Annotated in this window: 29 protein-coding genes; 17 read left to right on the top strand and 12 right to left on the bottom strand. The window is 43.0% G+C overall.

Annotated elements, in window-relative coordinates; all coding sequences use genetic code 11:
* Nucleotides 1-9 precede the first annotated feature (9 nt).
* From CKO50_RS07525 to CKO50_RS07535, 3 genes are all read left to right on the top strand, one after another.
* Nucleotides 10-603, top strand: a complete 594-nt coding sequence (locus CKO50_RS07525; RefSeq protein ID WP_095727649.1) for a 1-acyl-sn-glycerol-3-phosphate acyltransferase — start codon at nt 10-12, stop codon at nt 601-603.
* A gap of 333 nt (nt 604-936) precedes the next feature.
* Complete coding sequence (locus tag CKO50_RS07530; RefSeq protein WP_095727650.1) at nt 937-1,638, top strand: hypothetical protein; 702 nt, start codon at nt 937-939, stop codon at nt 1,636-1,638.
* A gap of 15 nt (nt 1,639-1,653) precedes the next feature.
* A complete protein-coding gene (locus tag CKO50_RS07535) occupies nt 1,654-2,394 on the top strand; it encodes a reprolysin-like metallopeptidase (protein ID WP_095727651.1) in 741 nt (246 codons plus the stop codon).
* Nucleotides 2,395-2,470: 76 nt separating this feature from the next.
* Here CKO50_RS07535 and CKO50_RS07540 read toward each other — a convergent pair whose 3' ends face one another.
* Nucleotides 2,471-3,091, bottom strand: coding sequence for an arylesterase (locus tag CKO50_RS07540; RefSeq protein ID WP_095727652.1), 621 nt, complete (start codon nt 3,089-3,091; stop codon nt 2,471-2,473).
* Between CKO50_RS07540 and CKO50_RS07545 the strand changes: the two genes are divergently transcribed.
* The 3 genes from CKO50_RS07545 (at nt 3,090) to CKO50_RS07560 (ending at nt 7,072) form a co-directional block, all read left to right on the top strand.
* On the top strand, nt 3,090-3,803 hold the full coding sequence (locus CKO50_RS07545; protein ID WP_095727653.1) for an ABC transporter ATP-binding protein: 714 nt from the start codon (nt 3,090-3,092) through the stop codon (nt 3,801-3,803). The genes CKO50_RS07540 and CKO50_RS07545 overlap by 2 nt on opposite strands.
* The gene (locus tag CKO50_RS07550) at nt 3,793-6,294 is read left to right on the top strand and encodes an ABC transporter permease (RefSeq protein ID WP_095727654.1); all 2,502 of its coding nucleotides are present in this window, start codon (nt 3,793-3,795) and stop codon (nt 6,292-6,294) included. The genes CKO50_RS07545 and CKO50_RS07550 overlap by 11 nt, the downstream gene beginning before the upstream one ends.
* 160 nt (nt 6,295-6,454) lie before the next feature.
* A complete protein-coding gene (locus tag CKO50_RS07560) occupies nt 6,455-7,072 on the top strand; it encodes an HAD family hydrolase (protein WP_095727656.1) in 618 nt (205 codons plus the stop codon).
* 19 nt (nt 7,073-7,091) lie between these two features.
* On the opposite strand, the gene CKO50_RS07565 is transcribed toward CKO50_RS07560, so the two are convergent.
* Nucleotides 7,092-7,463: a DUF3224 domain-containing protein gene (locus CKO50_RS07565; protein WP_095727657.1), complete on the bottom strand. Its 372-nt coding sequence runs from the start codon at nt 7,461-7,463 to the stop codon at nt 7,092-7,094.
* Nucleotides 7,464-7,607: 144 nt separating this feature from the next.
* Between CKO50_RS07565 and CKO50_RS07570 the strand changes: the two genes are divergently transcribed.
* Nucleotides 7,608-8,402 (top strand): AraC family transcriptional regulator, encoded by a 795-nt coding sequence (locus CKO50_RS07570; protein WP_255229458.1) that lies wholly within the window; start codon nt 7,608-7,610, stop codon nt 8,400-8,402.
* A 58-nt stretch (nt 8,403-8,460) separates the two neighbouring features.
* Here the strand turns inward: CKO50_RS07570 and CKO50_RS07575 are convergent, their stop codons facing one another.
* On the bottom strand, nt 8,461-9,018 hold the full coding sequence (locus CKO50_RS07575) for a TetR/AcrR family transcriptional regulator (protein ID WP_095727659.1): 558 nt from the start codon (nt 9,016-9,018) through the stop codon (nt 8,461-8,463).
* 86 nt (nt 9,019-9,104) lie between these two features.
* Between CKO50_RS07575 and CKO50_RS07580 the strand changes: the two genes are divergently transcribed.
* A complete protein-coding gene (locus CKO50_RS07580) occupies nt 9,105-9,638 on the top strand; it encodes a dihydrofolate reductase family protein (protein WP_095727660.1) in 534 nt (177 codons plus the stop codon).
* A 56-nt stretch (nt 9,639-9,694) separates the two neighbouring features.
* Here CKO50_RS07580 and CKO50_RS07585 read toward each other — a convergent pair whose 3' ends face one another.
* A complete protein-coding gene (locus CKO50_RS07585; RefSeq protein WP_255229459.1) occupies nt 9,695-11,065 on the bottom strand; it encodes an MATE family efflux transporter in 1,371 nt (456 codons plus the stop codon).
* A gap of 95 nt (nt 11,066-11,160) precedes the next feature.
* On the opposite strand from CKO50_RS07585, the gene CKO50_RS07590 reads away from it, so the two are divergent.
* From CKO50_RS07590 to CKO50_RS07600, 3 genes are all read left to right on the top strand, one after another.
* The gene (locus CKO50_RS07590; RefSeq protein ID WP_095727661.1) at nt 11,161-12,033 is read left to right on the top strand and encodes a LysR family transcriptional regulator; all 873 of its coding nucleotides are present in this window, start codon (nt 11,161-11,163) and stop codon (nt 12,031-12,033) included.
* 213 nt (nt 12,034-12,246) lie between these two features.
* Nucleotides 12,247-12,759 (top strand): hypothetical protein, encoded by a 513-nt coding sequence (locus CKO50_RS07595; RefSeq protein ID WP_095727662.1) that lies wholly within the window; start codon nt 12,247-12,249, stop codon nt 12,757-12,759.
* A 54-nt stretch (nt 12,760-12,813) separates the two neighbouring features.
* Complete coding sequence (locus CKO50_RS07600; RefSeq protein ID WP_095727663.1) at nt 12,814-13,167, top strand: VOC family protein; 354 nt, start codon at nt 12,814-12,816, stop codon at nt 13,165-13,167.
* Nucleotides 13,168-13,410: 243 nt separating this feature from the next.
* Here the strand turns inward: CKO50_RS07600 and CKO50_RS07605 are convergent, their stop codons facing one another.
* Both CKO50_RS07605 and CKO50_RS07610 read right to left on the bottom strand, forming a co-directional pair.
* Nucleotides 13,411-13,647: a hypothetical protein gene (locus tag CKO50_RS07605; protein WP_095727664.1), complete on the bottom strand. Its 237-nt coding sequence runs from the start codon at nt 13,645-13,647 to the stop codon at nt 13,411-13,413.
* A 37-nt stretch (nt 13,648-13,684) separates the two neighbouring features.
* The gene (locus CKO50_RS07610) at nt 13,685-14,104 is read right to left on the bottom strand and encodes a nuclear transport factor 2 family protein (RefSeq protein WP_095727702.1); all 420 of its coding nucleotides are present in this window, start codon (nt 14,102-14,104) and stop codon (nt 13,685-13,687) included.
* A gap of 168 nt (nt 14,105-14,272) precedes the next feature.
* On the opposite strand from CKO50_RS07610, the gene CKO50_RS07615 reads away from it, so the two are divergent.
* Nucleotides 14,273-14,764 (top strand): GNAT family N-acetyltransferase, encoded by a 492-nt coding sequence (locus CKO50_RS07615; RefSeq protein WP_095727703.1) that lies wholly within the window; start codon nt 14,273-14,275, stop codon nt 14,762-14,764.
* Nucleotides 14,765-14,849: 85 nt separating this feature from the next.
* On the opposite strand, the gene CKO50_RS07620 is transcribed toward CKO50_RS07615, so the two are convergent.
* The gene (locus CKO50_RS07620; RefSeq protein ID WP_095727704.1) at nt 14,850-15,605 is read right to left on the bottom strand and encodes a DeoR/GlpR family DNA-binding transcription regulator; all 756 of its coding nucleotides are present in this window, start codon (nt 15,603-15,605) and stop codon (nt 14,850-14,852) included.
* A 145-nt stretch (nt 15,606-15,750) separates the two neighbouring features.
* On the opposite strand from CKO50_RS07620, the gene CKO50_RS07625 reads away from it, so the two are divergent.
* Nucleotides 15,751-16,368, top strand: a complete 618-nt coding sequence (locus CKO50_RS07625; protein WP_255229460.1) for an HAD-IA family hydrolase — start codon at nt 15,751-15,753, stop codon at nt 16,366-16,368.
* A gap of 27 nt (nt 16,369-16,395) precedes the next feature.
* On the top strand, nt 16,396-16,683 hold the full coding sequence (locus CKO50_RS07630; RefSeq protein ID WP_019647463.1) for a hypothetical protein: 288 nt from the start codon (nt 16,396-16,398) through the stop codon (nt 16,681-16,683).
* Between the two features lie 136 nt (nt 16,684-16,819).
* Here the strand turns inward: CKO50_RS07630 and CKO50_RS07635 are convergent, their stop codons facing one another.
* The 4 genes from CKO50_RS07635 to CKO50_RS07650 all read right to left on the bottom strand — a co-directional run bounded on the left by CKO50_RS07635 (nt 16,820) and on the right by CKO50_RS07650 (nt 22,290).
* Nucleotides 16,820-19,981, bottom strand: a complete 3,162-nt coding sequence (locus tag CKO50_RS07635) for an EAL domain-containing protein (RefSeq protein ID WP_095727665.1) — start codon at nt 19,979-19,981, stop codon at nt 16,820-16,822.
* Entirely contained in the window at nt 19,978-20,928 is a 951-nt protein-coding gene (locus CKO50_RS07640) for a cytochrome-c peroxidase (protein WP_095727705.1), read from the bottom strand. Before CKO50_RS07640 ends, CKO50_RS07635 begins: the two co-directional genes overlap by 4 nt.
* 102 nt (nt 20,929-21,030) lie before the next feature.
* The gene (locus CKO50_RS07645) at nt 21,031-21,603 is read right to left on the bottom strand and encodes an NAD(P)H-dependent oxidoreductase (protein WP_095727666.1); all 573 of its coding nucleotides are present in this window, start codon (nt 21,601-21,603) and stop codon (nt 21,031-21,033) included.
* 327 nt (nt 21,604-21,930) lie between these two features.
* Nucleotides 21,931-22,290, bottom strand: coding sequence for a MerR family transcriptional regulator (locus CKO50_RS07650; RefSeq protein WP_095727667.1), 360 nt, complete (start codon nt 22,288-22,290; stop codon nt 21,931-21,933).
* Between the two features lie 112 nt (nt 22,291-22,402).
* Between CKO50_RS07650 and CKO50_RS07655 the strand changes: the two genes are divergently transcribed.
* From CKO50_RS07655 to CKO50_RS07665, 3 genes are all read left to right on the top strand, one after another.
* Nucleotides 22,403-23,038, top strand: a complete 636-nt coding sequence (locus CKO50_RS07655; protein ID WP_095727668.1) for a glutathione S-transferase family protein — start codon at nt 22,403-22,405, stop codon at nt 23,036-23,038.
* Between the two features lie 25 nt (nt 23,039-23,063).
* Complete coding sequence (locus CKO50_RS07660) at nt 23,064-23,432, top strand: nuclear transport factor 2 family protein (protein ID WP_010605566.1); 369 nt, start codon at nt 23,064-23,066, stop codon at nt 23,430-23,432.
* Between the two features lie 146 nt (nt 23,433-23,578).
* A complete protein-coding gene (locus CKO50_RS07665; RefSeq protein WP_010605565.1) occupies nt 23,579-23,953 on the top strand; it encodes a PH domain-containing protein in 375 nt (124 codons plus the stop codon).
* Between the two features lie 56 nt (nt 23,954-24,009).
* On the opposite strand, the gene CKO50_RS07670 is transcribed toward CKO50_RS07665, so the two are convergent.
* Nucleotides 24,010-24,237, bottom strand: a complete 228-nt coding sequence (locus CKO50_RS07670) for a hypothetical protein (RefSeq protein ID WP_095727669.1) — start codon at nt 24,235-24,237, stop codon at nt 24,010-24,012.
* Between the last annotated feature and the right edge of the window lie 13 nt (nt 24,238-24,250).

Below are 24,250 nucleotides of genomic sequence, written 5' to 3' on the forward strand. Positions count from 1 at the left end.
GCCATTACCTTGATCAATATACCACTCAATATCCCACGCTCGAACAGCCCGATTGGTCGAAAGCTTGGTAGCTTGATGCTTAAGGTGATGGGATGGAAGATAGCAGGCACCTTCCCAAGTGAAGAAAAATTTGTAGCTGCCGTCGCACCACATACGTCAAATTGGGACTTCTTTATTGGCATTGCAGTCAAGCTTGCGCTTGATATTGAAATTCGTTTTCTAGGCAAGCACACTATTTTTATCCCACCATTTGGTTGGCTATTACGCAAATGGGGCGGTATTCCGGTTAGGCGAGATACACCTCATGGTATGGTCACGCAGGTTCGCGATATTTTCAATGCCAACGACAAATTGATTTTGGGCTTAGCCCCAGAAGGAACTCGTAAATACACCTCGGAATGGAAAAAAGGCTTTATCTACATCGCACAATCCGCCGAAGTCCCCATAGTGCCTATGGCAATAGACTACCGCAGTAAGACTTTTGTTGTTATGCCAGCGATTCACAATACTATGGAGCTCACTCCAGAGCAGTTACTTCATCAAGTCAAACAGCTGTTTTCAAAACAAATGGCAAAATACCCTGAGCACGCATCAGGGCTATGAATAAATGCATCAACTAAAGCAGTAAACTTTCAATATATAAATCAAATAGATAACGAATAACAGATAAATAATGCCACGAATTGAAAAAATAAAGCCTATCTAATCAATCACTTTCAAAAACACGCTTTAGTTACATTAGTTTGACAACTCCACTGCATAACATATTTAACCACAGCACATTGTAAAGATTTGTTAATGGAATTTATACATATATATCATGAGGATATTTAATATTAATGAACCAGAATGAAAACAACTGGTAAATTAAAAGTTGATCATGAACCCTCAAAATGAATAGTATTTCACCACTTATTAACGTATTCGTGGTGGATTATGCGATTGCTCATTGTTGCATTACTTGTTGGTTTTATTGGAATTGCTTTTTGGAAAATGATGCCAGAAGCTCAGCCCTCACATGTAAATGCAATTCAAGTTTCAAACAACTCAGAAGATGAGTCTAAGACGACCCCAAAACTTGAAACGCTTAAACGAGGTCCTATACAAGCTATCACCACAGCAGCACCAATACAAAAAAGCGGCGACTTCTATGCGGTCAATAAGGTGTCGAGTAAAGCAAAAGCCGTGCTGTCAGCCGCAAAGGTTTTACCACAAGACTTAAACAATGAAGCTTATATTGAGTTTGACTTACCGACACTCAGAAAATTAGAAGGCGGCGATAACTTTGAATTACTTATTCCGCAAACACAAGAGTCGTTTATAGCAGAAGTGACAGGCATATCCTTGGCAGAAAACGGCGATAAGAGTGTTTTTGGCAAGGTCACTGGTGCTGATGGTCGTTTCCATACCACTGTTTTGACGGTAGGCAAAGACGCCGTATATGGTCAACTCACCGCGCCAAGCGGCAACTATGTATTCGAATCAAAAGACCGATTTGGCTGGATCGCAGCAAAGCGAGACTTATATCGCTCTCACAAAGAAGAAGAACTGCATCCGCATGATAGTCATGACGAAACAGAACATCACTCAGTTTCTGTGAAGGAAGATATTTTTCAACCCAAAAGTAACGTTAACTAAAAGAAAGGAAAAACAATGAATACAACAGTAAAGGTAGCATCGCTGGCAACGGCACTCGCTCTATCTGCAAGCGCATCAGCAGTCACCGTCGATATCGGCATTCTTTATACCGATCAATCTGCGGCTGCTACGTCAAACATTAATACTAAAATCAATCAGCTGATTGCGTTTACAAACCAAGTTTACAGCCAAAATGGTATCGATCTGCAACTACGTCTTGCAGGTACACAAAACTTAGGTAACTACAACATCACACCAACGAGTGCTTGGTTAGATTCTGTGACTAACAGTAGCTATGTAGCTAACCTTCGTAATACTTGGCGTGCAGATATGGTTGCGGTACTTGGTACAGGTGAGCGTAATGGTAACTACATCACATGTGGTCTAGCTTGGGTAGGTCAAGGTAGCAATGGCAACCTATATTCAAGCATGAGCAACCGTATGTTCAGCATTACAGGTATCGATTGTGGTGCCACAACATTTGTTCATGAGCTTGGTCACAACCAAGGTCTAGCGCATTCACGCAAACAAGGTGACACCAGCGGTGGTGTATACGTTGATGGCATGGGCCACGGTGTACAAGACAACTTCGCTAGTATCATGGCTTATCCACATGTTTTTGGTAATGCGACACAATACGACTACTTCGCTAACCCAAATTGGTCTCTTGGCGGTGTGCCTTACGGTGTAGTTGGTCAATCATATGCTTGGAAAACAGTAGATGCGACTAAAACAAGCATCGCAAACTTCAAGTAATCGCTATACGTTCAAGTTTCAAACTAAAACACACCCAAACCCGCGCTTTTAGCGGGTTTTTTTGTGCTTTGTATGCTTATTTTGCCAGCCATTGATTTATTTCTTGATACATAAAGTCGCGAATAAGAGATTGCGCTTCTTTGTTTGGGTGTAAGTTATCGTTTTGCATTAACTCCGGTTTATCGGCCACTTCTAACATAAAGTAGGGCATTAGATAGCTACTGGTTTGCTCTGTCACTTGTTGGTAGCTCTCGGTAAACATACTGGTATAACGCGGACCCAAGTTGGGAGGTATTTGGATTTCCATTACGGCAACGCTGGCGCCTGCTTGTTGGCTAGATTGCACCAGCTGCGTGAGATTTGCCTTTAGCCTTTTTACAGGGAAGCCGCGTAAGCCATCATTACCACCCAATTCGATTAATACATGAGTAGGCGAAATCGTTTTCAATTGCTGATTTATTTTTGCCATAGCATTACCTGTTGTTTGACCGCTAACGCTAACATTGATAATTTCGATCGGATTTTGTTCTGTTTCGTATTTATTTTGTAACAATTTAACCCAACCATCATCTTGTTTCAGGCCATAAGCGGCGCTTAAGCTATCACCAACTATCATGAGTTTTTGCTTGGCATTTGCGCTTAACGGCGTCATTACAATAACAAGTATGAACAACAACTTTAGGAAATAGTACTTCATGTCAGTGCTTTCTCAGTTAAATATGATCCAAGTAAAAGGCCTTACTAAACAGGTCTCTACCGTCGAAGGTAATCTCACTATCCTTAGTGATATCGATTTCACTGTCAAGTCAGGTGAGTCCGTGGCTATCGTTGGCGCTTCAGGCTCAGGTAAGTCAACCTTACTTAGTTTGCTTGCCGGATTAGATATCGCATCCAAAGGAGAAGTTCATTTAGATGGTGAATCATTACAAAAAATGGATGAAGAAGCTCGAGCTCAACTGCGAGCAGAAAAAGTCGGCTTCGTATTTCAGTCATTTATGTTAGTGCAAAGCTTAACAGCACTTGAAAATGTGATGCTTCCTGCTGAATTAGCTGGGGACAAAGGTGCAAAAAATCAAGCGACAGAGTTATTAGAAAAAGTTGGCTTGTCTCATCGTCTAACGCATTATCCTTCACAACTTTCGGGTGGCGAACAGCAACGAGTGGCCATCGCCAGAGCCTTTGTTGGCAAACCCAAAATCCTATTCGCGGACGAACCATCAGCCAATTTAGACAGTAAAAATGGTCATCTTATTGAGCGTTTATTATTTGACCTAAACAAAGAGAATGGTACCACTTTAGTGCTTGTTACCCATGATGAGCAACTCGCCCAACAGTGTGACCGCATCATTCATATTGAAGCTGGGAAACTAGAAGTAATAAAACTAGGAGCGGCCGTCAATGTGGTTTAAGTTAGCGCTTACTTTATTCTCTAGGGAATTTAGACGAGGCGAGCTCACCATCATTCTAGCTGCAATTGCACTTGCAGTATTGACGGTGTTTAGCTTGTCTTCCATTACTGAGCGGATCCGTTTGAATTTAGAACAAAAATCCGCAGATTTTATCGCTGCTGACAGGCGGCTTTCGAGCAATCATGATTTCGACGACCGAGTACTGACCACAGCACGAGAGTTTGGCTTAAATACCGCCAAACAAGTGTATTTTGACTCGATGTTATTTGCCAACGATGAGTTAATACTTGGCGCGCTAAAAGCCGTGACAGAAACATATCCACTAAGAGGCGAGCTTACTTTAAGAGATAGCCTTAATGGCGAGAATTACCAAGTTCAAGCCGCCCCGAAAAAGGGCAATGTATGGCTCAGCGAAGGCTTGTTTTATTCCCTTGGCCTTAAAATTGGCGACAAGGTAGAAATAGGGGCAGGGCAGTTTACCGTGAGTAAGGTGCTTATTAGCGAGCCTGATGCCCCTTTTTTCTCGCTGGCGGGGAACAAACGCGTCCTTATTAATCATGATGATATTGCAGTGACTAAAGCCATTCAACCTGGGAGCCGAGTATTCTACCGACTATTATTTTCGGGCTCAGAGCAGCAGCTGGGAGAGTACTACACTTGGCTCAAGCCACAACTCAAAAGCAATCAATCTTGGCAGGGAATAAAAGACAGGCAATCACCTTTAGGTGAAAACTTAGCTCGCTCGGAGAGTTTTTTGCTCCTTGCTGGACTATTTGGGATCATGCTCGCTGCTGTGGCGATGGCGGTATCTGCAAAGCGCTATTGTGAACGTCAATATGATCCCGTCGCCATGATGAAAACTCTCGGAGGTAGTCGCAAAACCATTCGCCGTATTTATCTTTTACACCTTTCTTTAGTGACCTTTTTTTCCGTTGTGGTTGGTCTTGCAATTGGTTATGGACTGCAAAGTATAGGGGCCGCTTACCTAATTAACTTTATGGATACAGCCCTGCCTGAGGCAGGATTTAGGCCTTGGCTGTTGAGCATTGCCGTGGGTGTGGTGTGCGCCATGATGTTTTCTTTAAAGCCACTATTAGATTTATTTGATATCCCGCCGCTGCGCGTCCTAAGACGTAACCTTGGAGACACCATCGCGATTAGTCGAATTCATATGGCGCTTTCTGTATTAACTATTTTTGGGTTAATGTGGCTATTTAGTCGCGACATTAAGATCACCGCGACTTTATTCGGTGCAACCTTGCTACTGATGGCCGTGCTATACGCGATCTCACGATTATTATTTTCAGCAGGTAGAAAACTGGGGTTGAGTCCGGGATCAAGTTGGTCTCTTGCCATTGCCACACTGCAAAAACGTGCCAATGCAAATGCGGTACAGCTTATTAGCTTTGCCCTTGCCATCAAACTAATGTTGTTTTTAGTGGTGCTGAAAAATGACATGATCTCAGATTGGCAGATGCAGGTTCCAGAAGACGCACCCAATGCGTTTTTTATCAATATCATGGAGCAAGAAATTCAGCCAATGCAAAGCAAACTCGATGAAAGTGGTATCAAGCATGAACATTTTTATCCTGTATTTTTGGGCCGTGTAAATGCGCTAAATGGCGAAGAGTTTGCACGCCGAGTCTCACTGCAAGAGGGTGAAGAAAAAGACGAAGATGCACGTGATGGGGTAGGGCGAGAGCTCAATCTTACTTGGTTAGATGAATTGCCAGCGGGTAATGAAGTAGTCGATGGCGAGTGGTTTGATGACTCTGATGCGCTTCAAGTTTCCGTTGCTCAAGGGCTTGCCGAGCGGGTAGGGATAAAAGTGGGGGACACGCTTAGCTTCCTAATCAATAGTCAAACAATTGAAGCCAAAGTGACGAGTTTGCGTAGTGTCAATTGGGGCTCGCTGAAACCTAACTTTGTGATGATATTTAACGATAAAATCGCCGGCCAATTCCCAGTGACTTACTTTACTGCCGCCAAGCTTGAAATAGCTGACACTAAGGTTATTAGTCAGTTTTTAAAAGCGTATCCGACAATTAGCATGATCGACATTCAGAGCCAGCTCAAACAGGCACAGTCGATGATCTCTCAAGTTTCACTGGCGATTAGCTTTGTACTGAGTATCGTACTTATCAGCGGTTCTTTAGTGCTCATTTCTCAGGTTCAGGCGAGCCTTGCCGAACGTATGCAAGAAATCGTTATCTTGCGCACACTCGGTGCCAAAGGTCGTTTGATAAAACTCGCCACGCTTTATGAATTTTTATTACTTGGCGGATTAGCAGGACTGGTAGCTGCCGTGGTCAGTGACATTGCACTGTTGGTGATCCAAGTTCAAACATTCGATGTGGATGGCCGCTTGCACCCCTATATTTGGCTATTAGGGCCTGCAACTGGCGCAACGTTCGTTGCCGTGATTGGTTACTTTATGGTGGCGAACACCATGAAACAAAACACGCAAGGGCTACTACGCAAACTCGCATAAAGTACTCGAAAAGCCAAAACAGTGGCTCACTGCTCCCTTTGATGAGCCACTCGTCCCACAAAAGTAAAACTCTATCGTCTTGATCTTTACAAACTTCAATTACGTACCTACCTTTAAGTAGGGCTACGCAGTACACATGCGAAACCAAAGGATATTAAAAATGGATAGGATACCGGTTAAAGGCATCATTTTTGACTTAGATGGCACGTTAGTGACATCTGAACTCGATTTCTCACTTATTCGGGCACAGATTGGCTGTCCGGTAGGGCAAGACTTACTCAGTTTTATCAGTGGATTACCTTCACCTTACATGCGTGAAGAGGCCATGAACATCGTCCACCAACATGAATTATGTGACGCACAGCACTGTGAAGTTATTCCTGGAGTTAAGGAGTCCATTGCACATCTTTCAAGAATGGGTGTGCCGCTTGCCGTTGTGACCCGAAACTTTGCAAAAGCGGCGAGATTGAAGCTTAAAACTGCAGGATTGCCAATCCCATTGATTTTAACGAGGGACGATGCGCCAGCCAAACCTGACCCTGCGGCGCTGCTGCAAGTTGCACAGACGTGGCAAGTGCCATCTTATCAATGTGTTTATGTTGGCGATTATCTCTATGATATAGAAGCGGCACATAACGCCAACATGCCGTCATGCTTGTTTGCTCCCAATGAAAAACCTCACTACGCAGAGCAAGCTGATATCGTCATTAGTCACTTTGCAGAGTTAGTTGACGCGCTGTATACGCTAGATACGAGAAGACACCGCTACTTCGCCTAGCGTAACAACATTAAAGCTATCAGTTATGTGTTATTTGGTAGTTTGCCTTTTTCCCTTCCGTTGACTCAAATGACCCTTTGTCACCCACAGCAATAGCGTCAACATCGCTTTGTACCACCGTAAAATTACTATGTGCTTTACCATGCTTAAAACGGCCATCATGCATCAATACAACCTTGCCTTGTTGCCCAGAAAAGCACCCGATTACTGCCTCAAAACCATTAAACTCAACATCTCCTTCTTCGAGCTGATAATAAACTTCGCTACTGCCTTCAATTTCGCCTTCATAACTGAGATTTACCACGGCTTTGGAGAGTTTCGCACCATCATCAAATTGTTTTTCTGTGGTTTCTTGCCAATTGATAATTTCGTACACACCTGTTAGTTGCATCGCATTTCCCTTAATTTTATAGTGGAGGAGTTTGACCTTGCTCTGCAGTTTCATGCAGCTTGTTTTAAATCTAGCACGCAATTTAAAATTGGTATTGTAAAAACGCGACAACAGATAATGAGTTCTATCCATAACAAGGCAGCGATGAAATCTAACCATAGCCAAATTAACGGCGTACTTCACCAACAACAAAGTGCTCCCAATTACCAACTTAGACGGTATTTCCCATGTACAGAGTTAAAAGGCCTTGTCGAGCAATTTTGGTTTGTCGACTGGTGTTTGCCGGATAATAAACCCCATACACAACGAAACTTACCAGATCCCAACTTTCATTTGCTGCTAAGTACCAATGAAATAAAAATTATTGGCCCTGTAAGCAAAGTATATGATTACACAATGCATGGAAAAGGGCAGATCTTGGGGGTTAAATTTAGGATAGGTGCCCTAGTAGAACAATTTGATATCACTGCTTTGGCATGTGTCGATAAAACCTTTTCTTTGGAGCATTTTTGCGATGTAGCGTCGAGGCCGCTTATTGATTCATTAACCACGGCAAGTGATGATGCACAGCGGGTAAAAGTGTTATCACAATTTTTAATGCCGTTTACACTCTCCATAAGCACAGGTGCAGCTATGGCCGGAGGTATTCTCAACACCTTGCAAGATCACAGCGATATTTTTACGGTTGAGCAACTAGCCGACCAATGCGACATACCAATACGACAGATACAAAGGCTCTGCCAACTCTACATAGGTTTTAGTCCCAAATGGCTAATTCGAAAGTATCGCCTGCACCAAGCGCTTGCACTGCTTGAATCTGATGCGACGACAATGGCAGATATTGTTGCTCAGTTGAACTATACCGATCAGTCCCACCTTATAAGAGATTTTAAAGAAATAATCGGTACCACTCCCAATCGTTATCTCAAGCGTCCCTAACAGGTACTTTGCCTATTGTGTTGTAATGCCCCTTTACAACACCACAACGCAATGACACTTAAGCCTCAATCGCTTTACAAATTAGTGCAATTGTACCGTTTGTCATCGAGACATTTAACGCTTCTCTATCTGGGTTACACTCCATAGCAAGTGCTACCCCATGTAAATAATCAACCAGTAAGCAAATCGCATCTTGTTGTGCCTGTCTTTGCAATCCAAGCGTTTGAGTAATTTCCTCAAATCGAGTTTGAAACACTTCAACTGGACCTACTGAGTCCATTGATAGCAGCACAGTTAACAACCCTGGATAGTCGTCGAGTAGCTGTAAATAACTTGCACTGAGCTTTTGTAGTTCTGTTTGCCACTTTTCATCGCGGCTAGGTTCATATATTTCATCGACTAAAGAGCAGGTCAAAGCTTCGAGCAAAGCCTGCTTGTTTTTAAAGTAATGATAAATTGCCATGGCATCGACATTTAGGCTGTGCGCCAACACTCGAATACTAGGTACTTTTCTACTTTCCTTCATCTGCAATTTGGCAGCTTGGATGATCCGCTCCTGACTTAGCGCTTCACCTTCCACTAACGGTCGACCACGCTTCTTATCCTTGACACTCATTGTTTACGCTCGCTAAGATAAAATAAATTCTACAATGTAGAATTTATTTTATCTTGAAATGGATTAGGGTTCAATCGGAGTATAAAATGTCAAACATCGTTTATATTGGGGCAAGCCTAGACGGCTTTATCGCGGATAAAAATAACCGCTTAGACTGGCTACACGAATTACCTAACCCTGAAGGTTCAGACTTGGGGTTCGCCGATTTTATGGCCCGCGTAGATGCTATCATCATGGGGCGTAATACCTTTGAGACAATCCAAGGATTTGATTGCGACTGGCCATACAGTAAACCTGTTTTTGTATTAAGTAATACGCTTAGAGAGGTACCAAAAGCTTTTGTGGATAAAGTATCGCTTGTGCGAGGTGAACTGACAGATATCGTCGGACAACTGGCTCAGCAGGGATTTAACAACCTTTACATTGATGGCGGGCAAACCATACAAAGCTTTCTTCAACAAGATCTCATTGATGAGCTAATTATCACGACCATTCCAACTATTTTAGGTGGTGGAATACCTTTATTCGGAAAATTAAACGAACCGCTTAAATTTAAACATGTGAACACAGTAAGATACTTAGACTGCATGGTAAAAAATCACTACGTACGCCAAAGGTAACCCTAAAAAGGCGCTTAAAATAAGCGCCTACAGTATGCAACTAAGCGCACAGCTTATCACCTAGCGCTTGCTTCCATATCCGCAAAGTGGTCAAGTTGCTTTAACTGATATAAATCACGCCAAAGCAGAGGGATGATAATAACGGTTAACGTGATGTTTGAGATAGGGACCGCAAGCCACACCCCATCAACACCAAACCAGAAGGGTAATAAATATAAAAATGGCAATTGCACCAACATGTTTCCAAGCGAAATAACCAACGCTTTACCGCCTTTGCCTACCGCAACAAAGTACATCGAGGTAAGAAATATAAAGCCATCCAAGAATAAGGTGGATAGATGCAGCTGCAAACCACGCTCAGCCGCGTTGAGCAAAGCCAAATCCTCACTGAAGAGCCCAAGTACATCCTTCGGAAACAGATAAAACATCGTTACCATCATCACACCAAAACCCACACTCACTTTGAGCGCCAGCTTAAACATAGTGTGAATACGCTGGTAAAGGCCAGCTCCATAATAATAACTGATAGGCGGCTGGACACCATTCGCCATGCCTTCTGCGATAAAATAGTAAATAACGCCGAGGTAACCAACCACAGCGAAGGCCGCCACCTCAACTTCACTGGCAAATATCAGCAACTGCTTGTTATGTAACGCAACGATAAAACCAAAATACAAAAACATCACCAACCCTGCTGCTCCTTGCTTTAATATTTCTAGGGCTAGGGGCTGATTAAACGCACCTTTGGGTTTATTTTCTTCACCTGAAGTGAATAAAAAGTAGAGCGCCGCAAGTGCGACTATCCCTTGTGAAATCAGCGTAGCAAGTGCCGCACCGGGCAGTTGCCATTGCATTTCCACAATCATAAAATAATCGAGCACTATGTTGCCGAGCGCCCCAATAATCAGCAAAGCCGTTGCAATTTCTGGTTTACCATTGTTTCTTAGCAGTAACGGCAACGCACCTGCCGCGATTGTGACCCCTGCTCCCCAATTCAACACCTGCAAGTAGGCCAAACTAGAATGTAAAAGCTCACCTGAAGCACCTTGAAGCCCAAGCAAAGCCGGTCCGAATAATACAAGGGCGGTTATTGCAATCACAGTCAGCATAGCAATAAGCCAAAAGCTGGTGCTGATCAGCTGCTGCACACCTGCATTGTCGCCAGCGCCACGATAAATCGACAGCAAACTGCCAGCTCCCATCCCGATTAAAACGCCAAAACCAATAATGATCCCGATAATGGGCCAAGCAAGGTTTACAGCAGCCAACCCCTGAGCACCAAGGTAGTGACCAATAAAAATACCATCGACGATTTGATACAACCCATTGACCATCATTGCGACAACAGCAGGAATGGTGTAACGCCAAAAAGTACGGGTAACGTTGGCGTCTTTAGCCTGCACTTTGCTCGCTGAATCTAATAGCATGATGACATCCTTAAGCATGAAAAACCGTTATTATCCTTGTAATTAAGATTGGTCAAAGTTAGTATCCATCCGAAATTCGGATAGGTTAAATCATCATGCATTGGACACTCGATCAACTTGAAGCCTTCGTCACCGCCGTCAGGTTGGGGTCATTTTCAGCTGCGGCAAGACACTTGGGAAAGGCACAATCTCGTGTCAGCACCGCTATCGCCAATCTGGAAGCCGATCTAGGCTTTGCACTTTTTGACCGCTCAGCCAGACTACCTGTGTTAAATCAAGCTGGTCTTGACCTGTTTAAAGAAGCCGAAGCGGTGCTCATGCAGTGCCAGCGACTACAATCAAGAGCCAATTCTCTTAATAGTGGCGAAGAGGTGTCTCTCACGGTTGCCATGGATGAAGCCGTGCCCATCATCGCATTTGAATCTTTGTTTGAACGATTAGCTCGACAATTTCCGCTATTAAAACTAGCCATTATTAATGGCTCCCAAGACGATATTGCGCAATGGGTGAGCGCAGAAAGGGCGGAAATAGGCATTTTATTTCATCAAAAACCATTGCCTGAATCGCTGGATTTCACCTCAATAAACAGCTTTAAACAAATCTTGATCTGCTCCCCTCACCACCCACTTGCACGACACTCTGCTCCGAGTATTGAGGAGTTAAATCAACATCGTCAGCTCGTAATACGCGACCGTATTGGCAATACTCAATCACAAGCTATATCCACAAGCCACTGGCACATTGACAGTTACTATTACATCATGGGTTTGGTCATTAGAGGCGTTGGTTGGGCATTAGTACCTGAGCATGTTGTCAATACACCATGGTACATGGGCGAGCTGATCGAGCTATCAACCGAGCATATTCCTAACTCTTTGGTCGTCGAAATGGGTATAGTGCAACGCAGAGATCAAAGCAAAGGTCCTATTGTGCAATGGCTTTATAACGAAACAGCAAACTTATTCTGACTAAACCTATACTGTCAAATTTAAGCCATACAGGCTCTGCATAGGCTGGTATTTTTTCTATACAGGTGGTTAAATTAACCTGTTTTGGATAAATTTCCTTTTAGCAAGCGCCAGTAACAAAAGTTCACATTTACATAGTAGAATGGAATTAATACTGAGAACAAATTTAGGAGCACGTAGTTTTAGTGTTTAAGACTGCAGTTAGGATACATTATGTTTGATAAAAATACGCTTATTGAAGCCTACGAAAACGTTTTAATTACGCTCATTAAAAAGCGTATCAACGAAATAAAATTTTATGTAAATCAAATTACTTATTCTCATATGTCGTTATCTGTTGAGTTTTGGCATTACGATGTAAATTGGAATATCTACAGCCTGCCCGACAGCCGTTTCGAGCAGCATAAAAACGTTGCTTCAGACGAGTTTATCATCTTGTCTGATTTTGAAGATGATTGTCCAGAAGTCAGTAAACTGAGAGACATTTTCGAGAGCTGGGAAGATAGAGAACTCGTTGAAGACGAGGACGAGAATATGGATATGTTGTTCAAGCTATCTCATGAAGCGCTCGCCGAGGCACTATGCGGAAACGAAGTAAAACCACTATTACTAGACATCTTTGCTGAAAATAAGGCGTTAAAAAACAAACCGCTTAACGAGCTTATCAAAGTAGAAGATCCGGACGGACGTTTTGATCTCAACTTTATAGTAGCCGCTTCTCAGTAGGGCGGTGAGACAAAGTTTTAAGCGCACGCTTAGACATATTTGGAGCTTAGTCTAATGAAAGTAAAACGGATTATTTCAAATATTAACGCTCCCAACCCAGAGGATGCCGCAGTATTCTATGAACGTGTCTTTGGTCTTGAGCTTGTCATGGACCATGGCTGGATTAAAACTTTTAGTTCAGGTGAAGAAATGATCGCACAAATTAGTGTGGCATCTGAAGGGGGAGCAGGAACGCCTGTGCCTCAATTATCCATAGAAGTCGACGACCTTGACACCGCTTTGAATAGAGTTGTTGCGGAGCAAATACAGATTGAGTATGGACCCGTGTCGGAGCCATGGGGTGTGCGCCGCTTTTATGTTCGGGATCCATTTGGCTACTTAGTGAATGTGCTGCAACACGAAAAGTAAGCTACTTTTATCGCAGCAGATTGATTATTCGTAGCAACAAATAATAAGGGAGCTTTCTTGCAAACACTCCCTTATTCATCACTTCAAAGGAGCCCTGATTTAAAAACCTGTAGTTTAAGTTACAACCCGATGTAAGATGGCTGACTCATATTCTCAGCTGCGGATGATAGAGCGGTAAAACCCATAAATCTAACCCACTAAATGTAAAGGGGCTTTACATCACACCACCCATAAACCAGTCAGTTAACTTACTTCTTTGGCTTTGGTAATAGCAGCTTGGAGCGCAGCTTTGGCCTGTGGGCTGTTTTTCCAACAAGTAGTTTGCAACATAGAAGCGACCCGCTCAGCTATTTCTTCAACTTCATAAGTCGCAAGTTCACTCAAACTGCAAATACCGATTTCTTCAAAACGCTTTATTACCGTAGGGCCGACTCCCTTGAGTGCGAGTAAGATGTTCTTTTCACTTTCAGAGAAAACCATAGATCAGCTATCCTTTTCTTTATCAAAACAGTCAACATTAGCGCGATAATATTGAAATCCTAGCATTATCTTGGCTTGAGAAGTCTGGATCAACATAAATATGCATTCTTGTGATCAAGTTATCAGAGAATTCGAACACACTACAAAAGCGGCCAGACGAAATTTGATTATCAGGCCAGTGCGTACCATCACGCATCACACCTCCTTCTTGTCCTTCAACAACAACGGTTTTTCCAGACACAATGAAATTAAAACGAGCAATATCATGCCAAATACTACTGAGTGAACTCCCTATCTTAGCACCAAACTCTAGTAGTGCCTGCTTACCAACAGCGTCACCAAACTTTGGAAAAAAGAACGTCACTTCATCATGAAATAAGTCTAAATAGCTTGAGTCTCCAGCATCAACCTTTTTAAAGTACTCTGTCACCAATTCAATTAAGGTATTTTTATCCATCATGTTTTCTTCCTAATCCTTTGAAATTAATTTGTTATCTCACTCTCTTAATTAGGGCAAACAAAATAAAAACAATATAGGCAATCTCAATTACAAGGTTTGTATACCACAATAAGGAATGGTAACTTATTGATGAATTTACCTTTAAATCTATTGAAAGAGAGCGCAATGTTCAAGCTAAGACCGTTCCAAACCAATGATGTTGACAACATGGTCGCGATTTTGAACGATCCTGATGTCGTTCGGTATTTATCAACAAAAGTTCCGCAACCTTACACCGAGCAAGATGCGATGTGGTGGATAAATGAAGGCAGTAAACACGGCTATATCCGGGCGATTTGTGATGGTCAGCAACTTATCGGCTGTATAGGTGTTAACCCTGGCGAGTTTGAATATGAGCGTTCTGGTGAAATAGGCTATTGGCTCGCAAAAAGCCATTGGCGTAAAGGAATTACTCATAAAGCCATTTTACACATTGCATCAGAGGTATTTAACGAGACCAATATTGAACGGATCTTTGCCGCCGTATTTGACGACAATCATGCATCAATGAAGCTACTAGAGAAGTCAGGTTTTGAGCAAGAAGCGGTGTTAAAACGCGCTATATTTAAAAATGAGCGTTTCTATAACAGTCACATTTTTGCCTTATTAAAACCTTAGATATGTAGCTGTTTAGCTCGACCGTAAGTCGGCTACTCTAGCTGCTAAGTAGCCGATATAAACTTGTTAACCTAATGCAACTAGCCTAGACCAAAGTCAGCGCTATCTCTAGCGACTCAATCTGCTTTTTTAAGCTTGGATTGATTTCTTCATCGGTAATAATTGTGTCAATTTCGTTAGCTGTAACAATCTGATAAGTAGCGACTTTATCTAATTTATGACTCGGTCCCATAATCACAGTGTGATCGCTTTGACGAATAGTCGCAGAGAGGATCTCCGCTTCTTCGATATAGCTTGCACTAAAACCGTGGTGAATATGGAACGAGCAAATCCCCATAAAAACAATATCAAAACGGATCCGTTTCACCATTTCGATCGCTGTCATGCCTACCACTCGCATTGCTGGTCTAAACATGGGGCCACCTAATACAATCACATCTACCAGTGAATGATAGGCCAGTTCTTTGGCGATCAGTGGACAACCCGTAACCACCGTCAGTGGCATGTTTTTAGGTAAGTGTTGTGCCAAATAGCGGCACGTCTCGCCAGAATCAATCACTATCGTTTGTCCAGGCATGAGCATCGCCAGTGCAGGTTCAATATAACGAATTTTACTGGTATCGGGTTTGTCTAACCGCTCAATATAGTCAGGGGTATTATCTTGTAATGCTAAAGCACCACCATGAACACGCCGCAAGAGCTTAAGTTCAGCCAGCTTATTTAAATCCCGACGAATTGTGTCTTCGCTCACATCAAGCGTTTGCGCCAAGGACACTGAGGTGATCCGCCCTTGTAAATTAAGCTGATCGAGAATGAATTGATGACGTTCTGCCAATAGCATTGCATGTTCCTGCATGTTTTTGCGTAATTTTACTTGAAAAAGATCGAGATACAAGCGTATTATTTGCACAAACATGCATGATAAAGCCGATTTAATATCAACTAACGCCTGTTTATGCATGGAAATATTATTATAAGGAGTAAAAATGGCACTTAATTCACTCAACCTGAACCATTATCAGGGGTTGATATTCGACATGGATGGCACACTTATTGATTCTGAAGTTGCAGTGCGGCAGGCCATCGCGCCTTGGTGTGAGAAACATCATGTCGATTTGGAAATGGTATTAACTACAGGCCGAGGTGCACGTTTCAAAGACTTTATAGAACAATTTACTCCGCATTTAGATTGCCAGCATGAAGTCGAGCTGTTGCAACAAGCAGAAGCCGACCTTGCCTATACCGTAACAGCCATTCCTGGAGCAAAATCGTTTTTAAACGAAATAGAGGCACAGCAACACGAGTGGGCCATTGCAACTTCTGCAAATCGTCACAATGCAATTGCACGACTCACCACAGCAGGTTTACCTATTCCTGAAATATTAATCACCGCAGATGATGTTGGACAAGGTAAGCCTCACCCTGAGCCATTTTTATTGGCGGCCAAACGATTGGGAGTGGTAACCTCTAAATGTCTTGCATTTGAAGACTCAGATCAAGGGGTAAGATCCGCACTTAGCGCTGGCTGTGACGTAGTCGTGGTTAACCGTTTTTGCACCATTCACCACGACCATATTGTTGCCCGTATCAATCACTATCAGTGATATCTACTTATCAGAGGAAGTACGCAAATGAAAACATGGCTGACAGGCTTTTATCAAACTAAAGATACCTACTGGGATTTCGCCGGTGTGTTCTTCGGCGGTATCGGTTTTATTGCATTATTCGGCCAGCTACTCAGCGAACTAGAGCGCCAAGGCCCAACCAATTTGTCCTTTACGTTTTTAATCGGGTATGTGTTGGTGTTTAGTTTTTGGCTGATGTATGGGCTGAGATTTCAGCGAATGGCAATCATTGTTACTAATGTACTTTGCCTACTTTTACAGATCTTAATTTTACTAACTGCCATTTTGCGTTGAGTAGTTGGCAAAGCTAAACAGCTTTGCCAACCTATTTAGAACGGGTTGCCATTTGATTGGGAACCTATTCACGGACCCAGATATCAGCTCTAATTGGATCACAACACTCCATATTGCAATTTAACAGCCACACACTTCAATCCAACCACAACTTAGGAGATGCTCGCTCCGATGCAATGGCAAATTGCTCAACCCAGTCGATTAATCCCTCAATCGCCATTGGTTTGGCATAAAAGTATCCTTGCACATACTGACAGCCCAAGCCTTTTAAGCAATCTAGTTGTCCTTGTTGTTCTACGCCTTCGGCTATCACCTTGAGCGATAAACTCTCCGCCATCGACAAAATCGCGTTGACCAAAACGGCCGCATCTTGGTTTTTATCGATATCTTGAATAAAACCTCGGTCGATCTTTAAAATATTGATGGGGAAGCGTTTAAGGTAACTGAGAGAAGAGTAACCAGTACCAAAGTCATCGATTGCTAAGTTGACTCCCGTTGCCCGTAGGCTTTGCAGCCAAGCAGTTACGGCTTTATCATCTTCAAGTAAAATGCTTTCTGTGATTTCAAGCGTTAGGTTCTCTGGAAGAAAGCCAGATTGCTGCATGATTTGCTTAATGATAGTGGCGTTAAAGCCGAGTCGATACTGCTGACTCGAGACATTTACCGTCAAATAACAGTTCATACCAAGCGCTTTATTTAATCTGCGAATATCATTACATGCCTTAGCAAGTAACCACTCACCAAGAGGAGCGATAAGGCCGCTTTCTTCAGCGACCGGAATAAATTCAGCAGGAGAGATATACTGACCGAAATCAGTAGGCCAGCGCATGAGCGCCTCGACTCCATATAATTTACCCGACACCGTATCGACAATAGGTTGGTAATGTACGGTTAAGCGCTGATGTTCAAGCGCAGCTCTGAGCAACTGCTCCAGTTCCACTCGACGATTCACCTGTTGCTGCATTTCTTGCGCAAAAAAGTGATACTGATTACGCCCCGCCTCTTTTGCTTTATACATGGCTAAATCGGCAAGTCGTAATAACTCTTTTTGATCTTTTGCATCACTTGGTAAAATCGCGATCCCAATACTTGCCCCGGTAAATACCTCAAAGCCATTGATCACAAATGGGTCGCTCAGTGCTTTGACAATTTTATCGGCTACTTGAGCAGCATGATCCGGATGAGCAATTTGGCTCAATAATAATACAAACTCATCTCCACCAAAGCGGCTTAAGGTATCGCTTTTACGCAGCAAGCCGTTTAAGCGCTTAGCTACGGAGATAAGTAAAGCATCTCCGGCCTCGTGACCCATGGTGTCGTTGACACGCTTAAATCTATCTAAGTCAATAAATAACACTGCACTTTGATGATGAGTACGGCTCATGCGTTTAATATCTTGCTCAATGCGCTCGAGTAATAACGTTCTATTGGGCAGTCCGGTCAACACATCGTAATAGGCTTGATATTCAATCTGCTCCTCTTGCGCTTTGCGCTCGGTCATATCAGACAATATGGCAACGTATTGCTGCACTAACCCTTTGTCATCATGCACGACACTGATTGCTAGCCACTCTGGATACAAGGTACCATCCTTGCGTTTGTTCCAGATCTCACTCGCCCATTGCCCGTGCGAGTTGAGGGTGCTCCACATCTGTTCATAAAAATGTTTGTCATGCTTACCCGAACTTAAAATATTAGGTCGTTGACCGAGCACTTCATGTTCTTCGTATCCAGTAATTTTGGTGAAAGCAGGATTGACCGCAGTGATCTCAAGTTTTGCATTGGTAGTCATGATCCCTTCTTGCGTTGCATTAAATACCGCCGCCGCGGTTTTAAGCTGTGCACTTGCGCTTTTTTGTGCGGTGATATCTTCTTTGATCGCAATAAAGTTAATGATTTCCCCTTGCTGGTTTTTAATCGGGGAAATAGACGCGTACTCCCAATAGTAATCTCCAGACTTACGGCGATTGTAAAATTCACCACGCCAGACTTTGCCTTGTTTAATGGTTTGCCACAGCGCTTTGTAGTCGGTGAACCCTTGTTTAGAGCCTAGTACTTTGGGTGTTTGTCCTTTCACATCCTCAAGTGAATACCCAGTAACTTGTTCAAACTTAGGGTTGACGTATTCAATGCGAGCACGAGGATCGGTGATCACAATGGAGGAGGGGCTTTGCTCAATAGCATGGCCCCACTTACGCAGCTCTTCTTCCGCTTGTTTAAAAAGGGAGACATTAACACTCACAAACACTTGGCCATTGTTGTGCGTGTTCGTTTGTTTTACCTGTAACCAAGCACCAGATTCGGTTTGATGCAAATTGGCATCGGAGTTAAAAATTTCTCCAAACTGCTGCTGCCACTCTTCTAGCTTGCGTGGCATTTTTTCGCTATCAGCAATTGCGAAATGATTACGCCAAGCACTGTTACAGAGTAGCAAATTGCCACTGCGACTAAAAAGAGCAAAGCCTTCGGTTAAACGCGCAACGGCATCGGACAAAGTTTGGCTGGTGCTCAGAATTTTATTTTTGGCCACGTAAAGCCGATTTGCAAACACAATCAAGAGCAGAAATAGCACAATGGTCAGCAGTAAAAGCAATTCACTTTGATGCTTGGTTTTTTCTATCGTTTCACTGTGGTGCTGGCTATATGCCACGTAAAGTGCTGAAAAAGCTTGGTCACTCGGCAAAGACAAAAAGCGTTGTTTTGCCTTTTTCAATTCTGCACTGTTAGCAAGGGCAACATTAAAATGCTGATAGATAAGCTGCTCTAAACTACTTTCAGAGTTGATGGTCAGTAAAGGCTCTGCGACAAATTCGTATAGCTGACCCAACATTAAATTAGTAAACATTCTATTTGCGTGCGTTGCCAATTCAGGTTCGCTCTGCTCCAGCTCGATTAGCAACTCGGGCAGATAAAGCAAGCTGTTTTTAATATTTGCCGCCGCAGTTTTAATGGATTCGACTTGCAATACTTTATTGCTGAGTAGCTGACGATAGGCGTCAAATTGCTGTCGAATGTCAGGCGTGGCTTCTGCAAATAATGCATCTTGCTGTGGTGTATTCAAAGCATCAATTGCATGTGCTAATTGCGCTAACTCATCATATTGATTGAGCTGTGCACTAAGCATTTGTAACACAGCGGCATCCAGTTTGGCATCAATACTTTTGGCTTCAAAGAGCAGGGTAACTCGTGATTGGTGTGTTTGACTGCTGAGCTCTTGCTGCGAGTAAAAATACGCAAAAAGCGCAATTGGCGCGCACAGCAGTAACGCTTGCACACCAATGAAGGCCTTATTCTTCATTCGTGATTTTCCAAATCCATTTCGTGGTGATGTCCTGCTAGGCTGTCAATAAAGGCAACTAGCTTGTTAATATCGGAGTCTGAGATACTGCGGCCAAGTTGGTATTTGGCCATGGTCGCAACGGCGGCTTCTAGGCTGCTATGACTAGCATCGTGAAAAAAGTACGTTTGTTTGCTAGCAAGTCGCAAGCTCGGTACTTTGAACACAAAGCGATCTTGCTCATTGCCAGTTACATTAAAACGACCATAATCCGCTTTTTGAATTGGTGTATTTCTATCGCCAAAATAATCACCAAAGGTGCCCATTTTGGCAAACATATTACCACCGACATTGCGCCCTTGATGACAACTAATGCAACCATACCGTTTAAATAATTCATAACCGGCAATTGCCGACTTAGAGAGTCCTATGCTGCTATCCTTAAGCCATAAATCAAACGGTGCATTAAGCGTGATTAACGACCCTTCAAAAGTCGCTATTGCGTCTTTTACCGTGTGTTTCGTTACTCCCTGCGAGTACACTTTAGTAAATTGCGCGACCAGCGTTTTATCTTGATTTAACTTGGCAACGACTTCTGACCAAGTCATATCATGCTCTTTTGGGTTTAAGATGGGTGAGTCGATTTGATCATAAAGCGATTGCGCACGGCCATCCCAAGCTTGACGAATATTTAAAGCCGCATTGTAAACAGTTGGAGTTTTTAGCTCACCTAGTGCGCCATTAACGCCACTGGAAAGGGGCTTTACATCCGCGCCATAACTGGGTAATTGGTGACATGACGCACAGCTGACTTGGTTTCCTCGGGAAAGCCGCTTATCAAAAAAGAGTGCTCTGCCCAAGCTGACTTTATCGGCATTAAGTCCTATTGCAGGCTCAAGTGGCAGAATTGGCTCATTTGCAGCCCCCAATAATGGAAACGCAAAAAGTAATAAACTCCAAATTCGCATACACTCCGCCCAAGTTGCCATCTTGGTGTAAAAGATAGCAACATTCGGCATTGCAAATTTTGATTTAAAATAAGCTTAGCAACAGAAGTTATATGTTTTTATTCACTCACCCCGCACGGCTAGACTTGTCACTTCACTCAGCCAGTTATCAATTACCTCAGGCGTTGCTAAGTGCGCAGGGCCAAATAGCGTATGTTGAGTTGGCTCTATACCACAAAATCCTAGTGTCCCATGTTCTAGTTGAGCCATAAGCCCAGCAGCAACTTCTTCCAAATAAGTTTGCGGCGTGTCTGAGGTGAGAATGACTCTTGCGGTTTTATGCGGTAGAAGCTTTTCAATTTCAGTGCCGGCCTCACTGTATTTAAAAGCAAAGCCTGGAAGTAATGTTCTATCTATTAGCCCTTTGAGCTTGGCTGGTAACGCCAACCACCAAATTGGGCTTACTATCACAATGTGCTGCGCCCACAGTAAGTTCTCTTGGAATTGCTTAAGGCATGGCTCTAATGGTTGGCTCGCTTCATAACCATACATCAAATTGATTTCAAAGTGCATCTCACTAAGATCCATTCTGCGTACTTGATGTTGGGTGTTTGCAGCTTGCGCATAACTTGTGGTGATAGCGTGGCACAGGCCTTTGGTTTTGGGGTTACCGTTTAGTAGCAGTATTTTTTTCATCGTCGTTTCCTTATCACATGACTGAGAAACGAGTGTACTGTCTCCCCTTAACGGGAGAGTCAAGTTACTCTACCTGAGACTAGGATAACCTGAGCTGCGGATAATTAATGCCTTTCTAGCAGCCAGTTTTAGCGCTAACTGCGTTAAATTCACTTCCAATAGCCAGCTATTGGTGCGTAAATTCGCCTTGCCTACAGGATGTAGGTACCTTAGCGAGAGCAGGACGCGGAAGCGGTGTTTTCCCTAAATCTTGCTGGCTAGACAAGGAAAAAACTAAGTTGTGCTTTAGCAACAATGAGTTGGAACATTCCTTATCCAAACCTCAGGTTAGGATAGTTTTATCTGTGGACATTCATCGAGCGATGCGATGCAATGTTCAATACGTTGTATTTTTTGCTGAAGCTGCGCAACTTGCTCTATGAAGGATGCTTTGAGCTCAACTAAAAATGTGTTGATTTCGACCCAGTTGACTTGCCGCCCTTTAATTTCAATCACTTGCTGTAATTGCTTAATCGACACACCGAGCGATTTTGCTTCTTTTATTAATAACAGCAGATCGACATCCACCTGCGAATAGACGCGATATTTACCAACACGCTCCGGGGTAGGAATAAGCCCTTTCTCTTCATAAAAGCGAATGGCCTTGACTGACAGCCCAGTTTGCTTCGACAGCTTGCCAATATACATTTTTGATTCTCCCAGCTAAAAGCAAAATAACGGTTTACAGCCTCCATAAAAGTTGCAACCATCTAATACCAATTGCACGCTAACAAAAAGTATCGTCAAGGAATAGCAAAAGATGTATCAGTTGTTTTACTACCCACGTAATGCCAGTTGGGCACCACATCTCGTATTTGAGCACCTACAACTAGAAAAAGAACTGCTCTTGGTCGATAGAAAAACGCAACAACAAAAGTCTGCGACCTATTTAGAACTCAATCCTACAGGACGGATCCCGACATTGGTCGACGGTGACCAAATCATCTTCGAGAGTGCAGCAATTTGTTTGCATTTATGCGAAAAGCACCCTGAAGGACAGCTTATCCCAGCGCCAGCAACCCCACAGAGAGCCACGTTTTATCAGTGGCTTTTTTATTTAACCACGACAGTTCAGCCAGAACTCATGCTGTATTTCTATCCTGATACATATCAGCTGTCACCAGAGAGCAGCAAGACCATGTCTCAAGCCGCTGAGCAACGAGTCGGCGACATGTTTGCCCTTATCGACAAGCAGTTAGCAACACACACCTACTTAGTTGGTGAACAGTTCACGCTTTGTGATTATTATTTATTTATGCTGGCCCATTGGGCAAGTGGGTTTAATACTGCGCCAAAAAGCTATGCACATTTGGGCCGATTTATGCGAATGATGGCACAGCAAAAAGTGGTAAAAAGAGTGTGCGAAATTGAACAAACCGATCTAAGTTTTTATTAGCATCCATTACACCAAGGAGGAAAAAATGGAAACCTTAGTGAAAAACTATATCTCTGCCTACAATCATTTTGATATTCCGGGAATGCTAGCTCAGCTCACGGATGATGTCGTGTTTGAGAATCTCGCCAATGGTGAAATTACAACGCGCACAACCAGTAAAATGGAATTTGCAGAATTAGCAAATCAGTCTGCAAAGTTATTTTCCGAACGCAATCAATCTTTAACCGCTGCCACGCAAGACAATGATCTGTTTATTGTTCATGTGACCTACAAAGCTAAATTAGCCCAAGACTTGGCCAATGGCATGAAAGCAGGGCAAAGCATCTCCTTGCAAGGCCGCTCAGAGTTTGCATTTCGCGATGGCAAAATTTGTTTGATAAGAGATATAAGCTAACTCCTTACTCCAAACTCAGGTTATTTATTTGGCAAAATCAGCGCGCTTTCCTATGCTGGTTTTGCACTTTCATCATCAATTCATTTCGACCTAAGCACTATCTTGCGATCAGCCTAAGACGAATTGAAATAAAACGGAGAATAACAATGGGACTATTAAGTGGCCTACTCGGTAATGCAAGCGAAGTAGACAGTAGCGAAGTAGATAAGTTATTAGCAGATACGCTAATTGCTGGAGAAGAGGTTGCACAAGCTTACAAGGTGATCCGCGACTTGTTTATTTTTACCAACAAACGCCTAATTTTAATCGACAAGCAAGGCATGACGGGCAGCAAAGTAGAAATGCTCAGCATTCCGTATAGCAAAATAACAAAATACAGCAAAGAATCTGCGGGTCACTTCGACCTCGATGCGGAATTAAAAATCTGGATTGGCTCAGATCCAACGCCAATTAGTAAAGAATTTAAAGCAGGCGACAATATCAACCAAGTGTATCAGATCATTTCACAATATTGTTTATAGCCGCGCTTGCTGTAAAAAGGCACATGCGTGTTGTGCCTTTCTTTTCAGTAAGTAAATTAAGTTGGTTTTCGCTCTGCACGCAGGCAAAAAACCGCAGAAAAGAGTAAGGAAACAAACACTTGATTCCAAAATTTAGCGACAAAGGGATCTGCAACAAACTGAGATGCAATATGCCAAATGCTCAAGTTGAGCAGAAAACCAAGTACAAACCCACAGCCTTTATATTGTGCGAGCAATTGTCCTAATTCTTGCCTAAAACGCTGATATTGAAATAATTTGCTCATTTTTACACTCCAG

Source organism: Pseudoalteromonas sp. HM-SA03, assembly GCF_002289345.1.
Lineage (GTDB): Bacteria > Pseudomonadota > Gammaproteobacteria > Enterobacterales > Alteromonadaceae > Pseudoalteromonas.

Bases quoted from the DNA above. Each gene is read 5' to 3' on its own strand.
- CKO50_RS07530 (WP_095727650.1), top strand. From the start codon at position 937: ATGCGATTGCTCATTGTTGCATTACTTGTTGGTTTTATTGGAATTGCT.
- CKO50_RS07535 (WP_095727651.1), top strand. From the start codon at position 1,654: ATGAATACAACAGTAAAGGTAGCATCGCTGGCAACGGCACTCGCTCTA.
- CKO50_RS07545 (WP_095727653.1), top strand. From the start codon at position 3,090: ATGTCAGTGCTTTCTCAGTTAAATATGATCCAAGTAAAAGGCCTTACT.
- CKO50_RS07540 (WP_095727652.1), bottom strand. From the start codon at position 3,091: ATGAAGTACTATTTCCTAAAGTTGTTGTTCATACTTGTTATTGTAATG.
- CKO50_RS07550 (WP_095727654.1), top strand. From the start codon at position 3,793: ATGTGGTTTAAGTTAGCGCTTACTTTATTCTCTAGGGAATTTAGACGA.
- CKO50_RS07560 (WP_095727656.1), top strand. From the start codon at position 6,455: ATGGATAGGATACCGGTTAAAGGCATCATTTTTGACTTAGATGGCACG.
- CKO50_RS07565 (WP_095727657.1), bottom strand. From the start codon at position 7,463: ATGCAACTAACAGGTGTGTACGAAATTATCAATTGGCAAGAAACCACA.
- CKO50_RS07570 (WP_255229458.1), top strand. From the start codon at position 7,608: ATGAAATCTAACCATAGCCAAATTAACGGCGTACTTCACCAACAACAA.
- CKO50_RS07575 (WP_095727659.1), bottom strand. From the start codon at position 9,018: ATGAGTGTCAAGGATAAGAAGCGTGGTCGACCGTTAGTGGAAGGTGAA.
- CKO50_RS07580 (WP_095727660.1), top strand. From the start codon at position 9,105: ATGTCAAACATCGTTTATATTGGGGCAAGCCTAGACGGCTTTATCGCG.
- CKO50_RS07585 (WP_255229459.1), bottom strand. From the start codon at position 11,065: ATGCTATTAGATTCAGCGAGCAAAGTGCAGGCTAAAGACGCCAACGTT.
- CKO50_RS07590 (WP_095727661.1), top strand. From the start codon at position 11,161: ATGCATTGGACACTCGATCAACTTGAAGCCTTCGTCACCGCCGTCAGG.
- CKO50_RS07595 (WP_095727662.1), top strand. From the start codon at position 12,247: ATGTTTGATAAAAATACGCTTATTGAAGCCTACGAAAACGTTTTAATT.
- CKO50_RS07600 (WP_095727663.1), top strand. From the start codon at position 12,814: ATGAAAGTAAAACGGATTATTTCAAATATTAACGCTCCCAACCCAGAG.
- CKO50_RS07605 (WP_095727664.1), bottom strand. From the start codon at position 13,647: ATGGTTTTCTCTGAAAGTGAAAAGAACATCTTACTCGCACTCAAGGGA.
- CKO50_RS07610 (WP_095727702.1), bottom strand. From the start codon at position 14,104: ATGGATAAAAATACCTTAATTGAATTGGTGACAGAGTACTTTAAAAAG.
- CKO50_RS07615 (WP_095727703.1), top strand. From the start codon at position 14,273: ATGTTCAAGCTAAGACCGTTCCAAACCAATGATGTTGACAACATGGTC.
- CKO50_RS07620 (WP_095727704.1), bottom strand. From the start codon at position 15,605: ATGCTATTGGCAGAACGTCATCAATTCATTCTCGATCAGCTTAATTTA.
- CKO50_RS07625 (WP_255229460.1), top strand. From the start codon at position 15,751: ATGGCACTTAATTCACTCAACCTGAACCATTATCAGGGGTTGATATTC.
- CKO50_RS07630 (WP_019647463.1), top strand. From the start codon at position 16,396: ATGAAAACATGGCTGACAGGCTTTTATCAAACTAAAGATACCTACTGG.
- CKO50_RS07635 (WP_095727665.1), bottom strand. From the start codon at position 19,981: ATGAAGAATAAGGCCTTCATTGGTGTGCAAGCGTTACTGCTGTGCGCG.
- CKO50_RS07640 (WP_095727705.1), bottom strand. From the start codon at position 20,928: ATGCGAATTTGGAGTTTATTACTTTTTGCGTTTCCATTATTGGGGGCT.
- CKO50_RS07645 (WP_095727666.1), bottom strand. From the start codon at position 21,603: ATGAAAAAAATACTGCTACTAAACGGTAACCCCAAAACCAAAGGCCTG.
- CKO50_RS07650 (WP_095727667.1), bottom strand. From the start codon at position 22,290: ATGTATATTGGCAAGCTGTCGAAGCAAACTGGGCTGTCAGTCAAGGCC.
- CKO50_RS07655 (WP_095727668.1), top strand. From the start codon at position 22,403: ATGTATCAGTTGTTTTACTACCCACGTAATGCCAGTTGGGCACCACAT.
- CKO50_RS07660 (WP_010605566.1), top strand. From the start codon at position 23,064: ATGGAAACCTTAGTGAAAAACTATATCTCTGCCTACAATCATTTTGAT.
- CKO50_RS07665 (WP_010605565.1), top strand. From the start codon at position 23,579: ATGGGACTATTAAGTGGCCTACTCGGTAATGCAAGCGAAGTAGACAGT.
- CKO50_RS07670 (WP_095727669.1), bottom strand. From the start codon at position 24,237: ATGAGCAAATTATTTCAATATCAGCGTTTTAGGCAAGAATTAGGACAA.